The organism is Rhizobium sp. R711, assembly GCF_002211365.1.
GTDB lineage: Bacteria > Pseudomonadota > Alphaproteobacteria > Rhizobiales > Rhizobiaceae > Rhizobium.
In genome coordinates this window covers 384,680-393,020 of sequence record NZ_LOKZ01000023.1, presented here as the reverse complement: position 1 = coordinate 393,020, position 8,341 = coordinate 384,680, and the positions used below count along the sequence as shown (strand labels likewise).

The 8,341-nt window shown below is 59.2% G+C and carries 10 protein-coding genes and 1 pseudogene; 5 read left to right on the top strand and 6 right to left on the bottom strand.

The window, feature by feature from the left end; translation table 11 throughout:
* Nucleotides 1–221, top strand: a pseudogene (locus ATY80_RS29255) (hypothetical protein); the annotation flags it as partial.
* 69 nt (nt 222–290) lie between these two features.
* On the top strand, nt 291–512 hold the full coding sequence (locus tag ATY80_RS29745; protein WP_088694065.1) for a DUF454 family protein: 222 nt from the start codon (nt 291–293) through the stop codon (nt 510–512).
* A 60-nt stretch (nt 513–572) separates the two neighbouring features.
* Here the strand turns inward: ATY80_RS29745 and ATY80_RS20025 are convergent, their stop codons facing one another.
* From ATY80_RS20025 to ATY80_RS20010, 4 genes are read right to left on the bottom strand one after another with little or no spacing between them, the layout of a single operon-like run.
* A complete protein-coding gene (locus ATY80_RS20025) occupies nt 573–1,958 on the bottom strand; it encodes a 4Fe-4S binding protein (RefSeq protein WP_088694064.1) in 1,386 nt (461 codons plus the stop codon).
* On the bottom strand, nt 1,955–2,806 hold the full coding sequence (locus ATY80_RS20020; protein WP_088694063.1) for an FTR1 family protein: 852 nt from the start codon (nt 2,804–2,806) through the stop codon (nt 1,955–1,957). Before ATY80_RS20020 ends, ATY80_RS20025 begins: the two co-directional genes overlap by 4 nt.
* Nucleotides 2,803–3,147: a cupredoxin domain-containing protein gene (locus ATY80_RS20015; RefSeq protein ID WP_088694062.1), complete on the bottom strand. Its 345-nt coding sequence runs from the start codon at nt 3,145–3,147 to the stop codon at nt 2,803–2,805. The genes ATY80_RS20020 and ATY80_RS20015 overlap by 4 nt, the downstream gene beginning before the upstream one ends.
* A complete protein-coding gene (locus ATY80_RS20010; protein ID WP_088694061.1) occupies nt 3,147–3,689 on the bottom strand; it encodes an iron transporter in 543 nt (180 codons plus the stop codon). The genes ATY80_RS20015 and ATY80_RS20010 overlap by 1 nt, the downstream gene beginning before the upstream one ends.
* A 308-nt stretch (nt 3,690–3,997) precedes the next feature.
* Here ATY80_RS20010 and ATY80_RS20005 point away from each other — a divergent pair, with 308 nt between their 5' ends.
* Complete coding sequence (locus ATY80_RS20005) at nt 3,998–4,678, top strand: NnrU family protein (protein ID WP_088694060.1); 681 nt, start codon at nt 3,998–4,000, stop codon at nt 4,676–4,678.
* Here ATY80_RS20005 and ATY80_RS20000 read toward each other — a convergent pair.
* Entirely contained in the window at nt 4,616–5,272 is a 657-nt protein-coding gene (locus tag ATY80_RS20000; protein ID WP_088694059.1) for a UbiX family flavin prenyltransferase, read from the bottom strand. The genes ATY80_RS20005 and ATY80_RS20000 overlap by 63 nt on opposite strands.
* Nucleotides 5,256–6,764, bottom strand: a complete 1,509-nt coding sequence (locus ATY80_RS19995; protein WP_088694058.1) for a UbiD family decarboxylase — start codon at nt 6,762–6,764, stop codon at nt 5,256–5,258. The genes ATY80_RS20000 and ATY80_RS19995 overlap by 17 nt, the downstream gene beginning before the upstream one ends.
* A gap of 102 nt (nt 6,765–6,866) precedes the next feature.
* Here ATY80_RS19995 and ATY80_RS19990 point away from each other — a divergent pair, with 102 nt between their 5' ends.
* On the top strand, nt 6,867–7,373 hold the full coding sequence (locus ATY80_RS19990; protein WP_088694057.1) for an SCP2 sterol-binding domain-containing protein: 507 nt from the start codon (nt 6,867–6,869) through the stop codon (nt 7,371–7,373).
* Complete coding sequence (locus tag ATY80_RS19985) at nt 7,364–8,341, top strand: peptidase U32 family protein (protein WP_088694056.1); 978 nt, start codon at nt 7,364–7,366, stop codon at nt 8,339–8,341. The genes ATY80_RS19990 and ATY80_RS19985 overlap by 10 nt, the downstream gene beginning before the upstream one ends.

Below are 8,341 nucleotides of genomic sequence, written 5' to 3'. Positions count from 1 at the left end.
CGACCATCTTTGAGATGAATGTCGAAAGCTACCGGCGTCGATCCGCCATGGAAGCCAAACGTCAGCGCGGCAGGCCAGCGGCCTTCGCAACAATGAGAAATGCCGCCGAGATTGACGCTGCGCGACATTCAGAAGCCGACGAGGCCCTTGCAAGCGACAATCACCATGATACCGTCGCCGACGACCGCGACACCAGAATCTCATCCAGATTGTCGCGCTGATCTCATCCAGATTGTCGCTCTACAAGCGGCCATTTTCGCCCGCACCTCGCTCGATTTGAAAGGTGGCTCCTGTCGCATCCGACGTCGGGCAAATCAGTAAAGGCATGGCGTCGCAATCGCGCCATTCCTCGCAAGGCTAAGCTTGCTGCAGTCACAACCATGGGACTGAGCTTTGGAATCACACTTTGGGTAGCTGCGTCCAGCCTCTTGGTGACATCTGCTATTGGAACGGGGATGATGTCGTGCGCCCTCTTCATAGTCACCCGGCATCGGCATAGCTCCGCCAGTTGACGGCGTCGCGGGCCTTTGGTTTGGATCCGTCTCGAGGTTTTTGAAACTCGCCCTGCTAAATTAGGATAGGAAGACGACGAGCCATCCCCATGAGAACGCAATCGTCGGAATGGATATAAGCGTCGTTGCGAGCGCTCGGCGCGGGACGCTTGCGGTGTACAGTGCCGCTATTCGACTGGCTATTGCCACCGACCAGGCGCCGGCAAGAAGTACGATGATCCCCCGGCCTCGGTCGATGAACAGCAGATCGATGCCATCGGAGCGGAGCTGCGTGATCGTCAATGACAGCAAGCCGCAAAAGAGCGCGGCGGCCGCCACCGGGATCAGTGCTTGCGCAAGATGGTGGATGACATGGCGGCCCCGGCCAAGGACGAAAGAGCAAACAACCAGCGCAACAACGAACATGATAGACGCCAGCACGCCAGACATTGCGATCAACACCAGCAGCGACAGGCCATCAATGACCGTCATGACGTCGCTTGCCGACGGATAGTTTGTGAGCACCCACCAAGGCAGGCGAACCGACAGCGGCCAGATCCAGTGCGCGCTCACACACAGCTCCGCCAGCCATTGTCTGATGGACACAAACAGGCTGCTGCTGGACCAGTGGAGCGCGGCTGGCACGAGGCCGAGCAACACCGGCACGATCAGAAACGTCTCGAAGCGTGTGGCGGCCCTCCCCGAGGCGTACACGATATCATTGGCAGGTCTTCGCCATGCAAGCCGGATGGCACCCCTGTGACCGCTGCACCGTCCGCACATGTGGCAGGCCGAGCCGCCCTGCATGGTTTTGATCGGTATCAAGGGAGCGCAGTTGACGGCGGCGATCGCGCCAACCTGTGTTGCGGGCCGCCTCCAGACTTCGGTCTCCACTTTGAAATGCAAGGGCGCGATCTTGCTTACGAGGCCAAAGACGCCGCTCACCGGGCATAAGAACCGGCACCAGACCCGCTTGGCCTTGCCATAGCGCGCACCGACGACCATCGCGACCAAAGTGGATCCGCCCAGCAATAATGCGGCAGGCTTGGGATACTGATAGATGCTTGTAAGCTGGCCATAGACGGTCGTCGAGATAAATGACACGACCGGCCAGCCCGACCACTTCATCCAGCTCGGGATCGCCCTTCCCGCACCTCTTTCGCTAGCGAACTCCGAAAGGGCTCCTTCGGGGCATAGAAGTCCGCACCAGAAGCGACCGATCAGAGCGGTTCCGAGGATCACGAACGGCCACCAGAGTCCCCAGAAGACGAATTGCGCGAAGCGCGTGAGGTTATTCCACATGAAATCCCGGTTCGTGGGAAGCGGTAAAAGCAGGGGCAGCACGAGGAGAACAGCGTAAAGGACAATCGTCGTCCACTGCAGGCGTCGGATGAATGCCTTGTGGCGCACAAGCAGATCTCCGACACCCGCGACCAGCGCGTCGGCCCTCGCTCTCATAGGGCTCATGCCGAAAGCCTTGCATCAATTGGTCGGACAAAGGCAAAGGAGGTCGTTGCCCAGTAAATTGCCATTCCAAGGACCGGCAACAGCTCTAGTCGCGAACGATAGCCGATGACGCCGGCCAGAAACGCGCCAAATCCGCTGGAGTCGTCGAGAAGCCAACTGGAATCCCATAGGGGCGCGGACATCGGGGAGACGAGTTCAATGGAAATCGCCTTGTCGATAGCGGTCATCATGAGACCGCTTCCCAGGGCCAGCAGCAAGCCTTGGCTGACGCCAAGAAATGTCCTCTTCGGTATGCCGAAAGAACCAAGCTTGAAGGACCAATAGGTGGCCGCAGCAAACAGCAGGCCTGCACCTGCGGGCAAGACGCCGCGTCCAAGATTAACCTCTGTCGGTGAGAGTATGCCATAAAGAAAGAGGACCGTCTCCGCACCCTCCCGCGCCATGGCAAGTGCCGTTAGCGCAACAAGGCCGAGCCAATCTTGGCCGCTGGTGCGAGCCATCGCCTGGGCACACAGGTCGTCGGTGGCGCCCTTCTCGATGCGACGCATCCAAAATACTATTCTTATGATAAGAAGGCAGGCCGCGAAGGCTATGAGCATCTGAACGATGTCCTCGACGTGGCCGTTGAACGCGCTCGCGGCATGGTTGGTCAAAGCCGCAAGGGCAGTCGCGAGCACCAGCCCGCATACTACGCCGGCAGCAATTGCGCGCATGGCCAGTCGGCCCTTGTCGGGCGCGCTCTTCAAGGACCATGTCACCAGGATGCCGACGACGAGAAGCGCTTCAAGAGATTCCCGCCAGACCACGAACGCGATCTGGAAGGATTGCGCGGACATGCTGAGGGTCATCTGGCGACAATCCTCGCAGGGGGCATGTCCAGATGAAAATCATCGAAGAAAGCGTAGTTTCCGGGATCCAATGGGTGGAAGACTATGAAACTCGAGGCTCCCGGCGCGAGCACCTTTTCCTTGCGCAGCGCGGTGCTTTCAAATTCGATGGGTGTGGAGCCCTCGTTGCGCAGTTCCAACTTGAAGCGACTGTTGGCCGGCACCTCGATCACGGACGGCGATACGATACCATTGCTGAAGTGTACCTCGAATGTTGGATATTCCTGATCTGCCGCTGCTGGAAGCGTCGCCGCAACAAGCACAAAACCGGCCAGGAAGGACGGGAAAGCCAGCTGGCTCATTAGTAGCCTCCCTTCTTGCCAACGCCGGCGAAGACGAACTCGTAGGTCAGCGTAAACGCCTCGGGCCACGGCGCGACGCCGGTTTCCTTGTCGACATGGCGACCAAATGCCATGTCTCCATGTCCGCCGGGATGGACAGTCAGTGCCAGCGTATAGCGGCCGGGCCCCGAAAGTTTCACATTGTCGCCATAGTGCGGTCCGTCGCTGGCTACCATGGCTTCAAGGGCGCCGGATTCCTCCTTTCCGGTGTCGTCGTTCTTGACGCTGTATTCGATGTGAAGATTGGGCACCCAGTCGCCTTCCGCAAACCCGTTCGTGTTGGTCTCGGTCGCGTGTATGTCGGCTTCCAGATGAATATCCGACTGATCGGCCGGCGGCATCATTCCGGGTGGATCCATCTCGATCGGTTGCAGATAGACTGCCGCGACCTCCATGCCGGAAAAGACCTTTGGTTCGCCAATTGGGTATTCTGCGGCGTGCAGGACGAGAGGTGTCGCCGCATAAAGGATTGGAGCAAAGCAAAGGCAGGAGGCACGAAACATGACGATGATCCCTTAAAGATGACTAATCTCGTCACCTTTATCAGGGAAAAGGGCCAGATCTTTGCGCTGGCGCAAAGACGGGTAACGCGGCGTCGAGGTCTCACCTCGCCCGCGCCGGGCACCGATTGGCAAAGGCTTCTAAGACACCTGCAAGCGTTGACCAACGATTGGCGACTAATGCCCTGCGAAGCGCAACGCGGTGCCGGCTCCTTTCTTTTACTGGTGAATTCAAGTTCTACCTCTGCTTGACCCTGATCAAAATGAGCATCGCGCGTATCTGCTACGACTGCCGTAGAAAAGGAGGTAACATGATCGCATTCGTGTCCGCATTCGCGGTTTTCCTAATTCTCCACTCAGTCCCGGCGGTTCCGGCGATCCGTACGGGCATCATAGCGCGCGTCGGCAGGCCGACCTATTTTGTCGGCTATTCCCTCGTTTCGACGATTGTGCTGATCTGGGTCTTCGCAGCCGCTCTATCCCTTGACTACATTCCACTTTGGGAGCTTCGACCATGGCATGCGGGCGTCACGTTCGTCCTCGCGCCCTTGGGCATCTTTCTGGTGCTGGCCGGACTACTGAGTGGGAACCCGCTGTCGGTTTCGGTTCGCTCAGGCTCCAATCTTGAAGCAGTCACGGGGATTACGAGGCATCCGGTTCTATGGGGCTTTGCGCTCTGGGCGATCGGACACCTGGTCGCTAACGGTGACTTGCGGTCGGTGCTGTTGTTCGGCGGATTCGCAGCATTCGCTCTGGCCTCTATTCCGATGGCTGAAAAGCGGGCCAAGCGACGGCTCGGCAAAGACTGGGCGCTGTTGTCCGCACAAACGTCAATCTGGCCAGTCGCAGCCTTCCTACGAGGGGCGCGGCCAGCGGTCGACCGGCCCCTTCTGCTCGCCGCAGCTTTCGCTGGCCTAACAGTCGCCTGGCTACTTTTGGGCGGCGGCCACAGCATGCTTTTCGGAGCCGACCCCCTGGCGGTCATCGGCTGAGCGAGCGTTTGATTCTCCCTGCCACGCCGTCGCGAGGCGGGGAACCGGTAGCCCGAGCAGATCGATTGCCCGGCGAGCAAGGTGATCGACGATGTCTTCGATCACCTGAGGTCGATTATAAAACGCGGGGACCGGAGGCATCACGACTGCCCCCATTTCCGTCGCTGACGTCATATTTCGCAGGTGTCCCAGGTGCAAGGGCGTCTCGCGTGTCATGAGAACAAGGCGGCGACGTTCCTTGAGCTGGACATCGGCAGCGCGTGCCACCAGGCTGTCTGAAAGACCGGTCGAGATGGCTGCGAGACTTTTCATCGAACACGGAGCGATGATCATGCCTGCGACAGGATAGGAGCCGCTGGCAATTGCAGCCCCAATGTTCCTGTTGTCGTAATGTCGGTGGGCCTTGATCAGCATCTTGCCGTGAGCCTCGGTCCCGACTTCGTGCGCGAGCGTTCGCTTGCCGCCGTCCGACACGACCAGATGAACCTTAGCGCCGATATCGGCAAGCTGGTCCAATACGGCCACTCCGAGCGCTGCACCGGAGGCTCCGGTAACTGCGAGAACCACATTGAGGCGTTCATCCGATGATGTCATGCTTGATCCTATCCCACATTACCGATGCCTTCTGGGTCAGTTCATCCGACATCCGAAGCTCGCGGCCCCATTCCCTTTCAGTCTCGGCCGCGATCTTGTTTGTCGCATCGATCCCCATCTTAGTTCCCAATCCGGCCTTGGGCGAAGCAAAGTCCAGATAGTCGATGGGGGTGTTTTCGATGACGACGAGGTCTCTGGCAGCGTCGAAACGAGTGGATACCGCCCACATGACGTCTTCCCAGCTACGCACGCAGATGTCGGGATCGACGACGATTATGAGCTTGGTGTAATTGAACTGGGAAAGCATCCCCCAAAGGCCCATCATCACCCGGCGGGCCTGCCCCGGATACCTCTTGTCGATCGAAACGACGGCTGCACGGTACGAGCAGGCTTCCGGCGGCAGCCACAGATCCTCTATCTCGGGAAACTGGCGTTTTGCTATCGGGACGAAAAGCTCGATCATTGCCTCTCCCAGGCGCGAGGGTTCGTCGGGCGGGCGACCTGTATAGGTCGACAGATAGACCGGTGAACGCCTGGTCGTGATGGCGGACAATCGCACGACGGGAAAGGATTCGACCGAATTGTAGTAGCCGGTGTGGTCGCCATAGGGCCCTTCCGGTGCCGTCTCTTTGGCGGACACCACGCCCTCAAGGATGATTTCGGCGTTCGCCGGTACCGGAAGCGGGACCGTCACTGCCTTGCTGACGTCAGTCCTTGCTCCCCGAAGAAGACCGGCGAAATTTAGCTCGCTCATACCTTCTGGCAGGGGAATGACGCCCGCAAGCAAAGTGGCAGGGTCGGCCCCGATCGCGATCGCAATCGGCATGTCCAATCCCTTTCGTTGCCATTGTCGATGGTGCTTTGCGCCGCCGCGATGGGCAAGCCACCGGACGATCAGCGAAGCCGGGTCTCGAACCTGCATGCGGTAAATGCCGACGTTGATGTCGCTCGGGTCGTCAGGGCTTCGCGTAATGACCAAGGGCCAAGTGATGAGCGGAGCAGGCTCGCCCGGCCAGCACCATTGCACCGGGAGCATTCCAAGATCGATATCCTTGCCCTGGTAGACGACGTCCTGGGACGGCGCTGCTCGTCGATGTCGCGGCCGCATGCTGATGGCTGCCTTCAGCATGGGGAGCTTGCTCCAGGCATCGGAGAGCGACTTCGGTGGCTCGGGACGCTGCATCTGCGCGAGTTCATCCCCCAAACGCTGCAGTCCGCCTTCCCCAAGACCAAACCCCAGCGCGATGCGTTCCCTGGTGCCGAAGAGGTTTGCAACGACCGGCACCGGAGAACACCGGCCATCTGCATCGATCGGTTTCTTGAAGAGAAGCGCAGGGCCGTTCTCACTGAGAACCTTTTGATGCAGCGCGGTCATTTCGTGAACGAGGGAAACTGGCTCGTTCACGACAACGAGCAGTCGGCGCTGATCGAGCTCCCGCAGAAAAGATTGCAAGTCGCTGTGCCGTTGAATTTTGAAATCGTCGTTGCGCATTGACGATGCAATCAATGAGGAAACAAGCGCTGTCTTTGTCACAGATCAAATAGCGGCGGTGCAATTGACCCTAGGATGCCTCGTCCAATTGAAGAGGCCTCAATGTTTGCCTTCCACCGTCTGATGGCCCCAGTGCATATGGTGCCGTTGCCGATCGCAGCGCGCATCGCATCCATGCTCTTCCAGCAGGTTCTTAAAACCCACCCCAATTTGTTCGACCGGTTGGGAGAATATAGCCAGTCCCGTTTCGGATTCGTCCCGACCGATCTTCCCTTCGCCTTCTCCATCCGGCCGGGGTCTCGCGACATTCAAACAGTTCGGCGAGGTGCCGCGCTTGCCACTGACGCAACGATCACCGGCCCTTTATTCCTCATGCTGGCTCTTGCGGAAGGGCGTGTCGATGGAGACGCAATCTTCTTTGGACGCAAGCTTGCGGTAAGCGGCGACATGGAAGCAATCCTGGCGCTTCGAAACGCACTCGATGACAACGAGATCGATCTGGCGAAAACGGTCGGGAGCTTTTCCGGGCCACTGAAGTCTTCGGTGTCGGGCCTCCTCTCGTCAATCAGACGACAGGCCCTGAAGGCGCACGGTGTCGCATGGAGCTGATTTGCCCTGCCGGAACCCCCTCCTCGTTCCGCGAAGCCGTCGAGGCAGGCGCCGATGCCGTTTACTGCGGCTTTCGTGACGAGACCAATGCGCGCAACTTCCCTGGATTGAACTTCGAGCTTTCCGAGCTTCGCGAAGCAATCGGCTATGCGCGAGCGCGCAATGTGAAGACGTTCGTTGCACTGAACACTTTCATGACCGCCGGGAAAGAGGACCTCTGGTATCGGCGAGCACACGAAGCAACGGATGCGGGCGCCCACGCTCTGATCGTCGCCGATTTTGGCCTTATGGCCCACGTGGCGGAACGGCTTCCGCAGCAGCGCTTGCACATTTCCGTTCAGGCGTCAGCCTCCAACCCGGACGCACTCAGCTACCTCGTCGAGAACTTCAACGCTCAGCGCGTCGTTCTGCCGAGAACCCTAACCATATCGGATATTGCGCGCATTTCCCGGCGTGTGGCTTGCGAGCTCGAGGTTTTCGTCTTCGGCGGCCTTTGCGTCATGGCGGAGGGCCGTTGTTCTCTCTCCTCCTACGCCACCGGCAAGTCGCCAAACATGAACGGCGTCTGCTCACCGGCCAGCCACGTCAGGTATCGCCAGGCGGGCAGTGACATGATGTCGGAGCTCGGCAGTTTCACGATCAACAGGTTCTCGGCGAACGAGCCGACAGGCTACCCGACATTGTGCAAGGGACGCTTCGAAATCGCAGAAAGCAAGACCTACGCTTTCGAGGATCCCGTGTCACTGGACGTGATGGATCAGCTCGACGAGCTCCGTGCAGCCGGAGTGAAAGCGCTGAAGGTCGAAGGGCGACAGCGTGGCAAGGCGTACATATCGGAGGTCGTTTCTACCCTGCGCGCGACGCTGAATGCTGCTGCGCCTGAGCGCGCCGCTCTGATGAGCCGTCTGAAAGCATTGAGCGAAGGCCAGCAAACGACCCATGGCGCTTACGAGAAACGCTGGAGATGA

Bases quoted from the DNA above. Each gene is read 5' to 3' on its own strand.
- ATY80_RS20025 (WP_088694064.1), bottom strand. From the start codon at position 1,958: ATGAGCCCTATGAGAGCGAGGGCCGACGCGCTGGTCGCGGGTGTCGGA.
- ATY80_RS20020 (WP_088694063.1), bottom strand. From the start codon at position 2,806: ATGACCCTCAGCATGTCCGCGCAATCCTTCCAGATCGCGTTCGTGGTC.
- ATY80_RS20015 (WP_088694062.1), bottom strand. From the start codon at position 3,147: ATGAGCCAGCTGGCTTTCCCGTCCTTCCTGGCCGGTTTTGTGCTTGTT.
- ATY80_RS20010 (WP_088694061.1), bottom strand. From the start codon at position 3,689: ATGTTTCGTGCCTCCTGCCTTTGCTTTGCTCCAATCCTTTATGCGGCG.
- ATY80_RS20005 (WP_088694060.1), top strand. From the start codon at position 3,998: ATGATCGCATTCGTGTCCGCATTCGCGGTTTTCCTAATTCTCCACTCA.
- ATY80_RS20000 (WP_088694059.1), bottom strand. From the start codon at position 5,272: ATGACATCATCGGATGAACGCCTCAATGTGGTTCTCGCAGTTACCGGA.
- ATY80_RS19995 (WP_088694058.1), bottom strand. From the start codon at position 6,764: ATGCGCAACGACGATTTCAAAATTCAACGGCACAGCGACTTGCAATCT.
- ATY80_RS19990 (WP_088694057.1), top strand. From the start codon at position 6,867: ATGTTTGCCTTCCACCGTCTGATGGCCCCAGTGCATATGGTGCCGTTG.
- ATY80_RS19985 (WP_088694056.1), top strand. From the start codon at position 7,364: ATGGAGCTGATTTGCCCTGCCGGAACCCCCTCCTCGTTCCGCGAAGCC.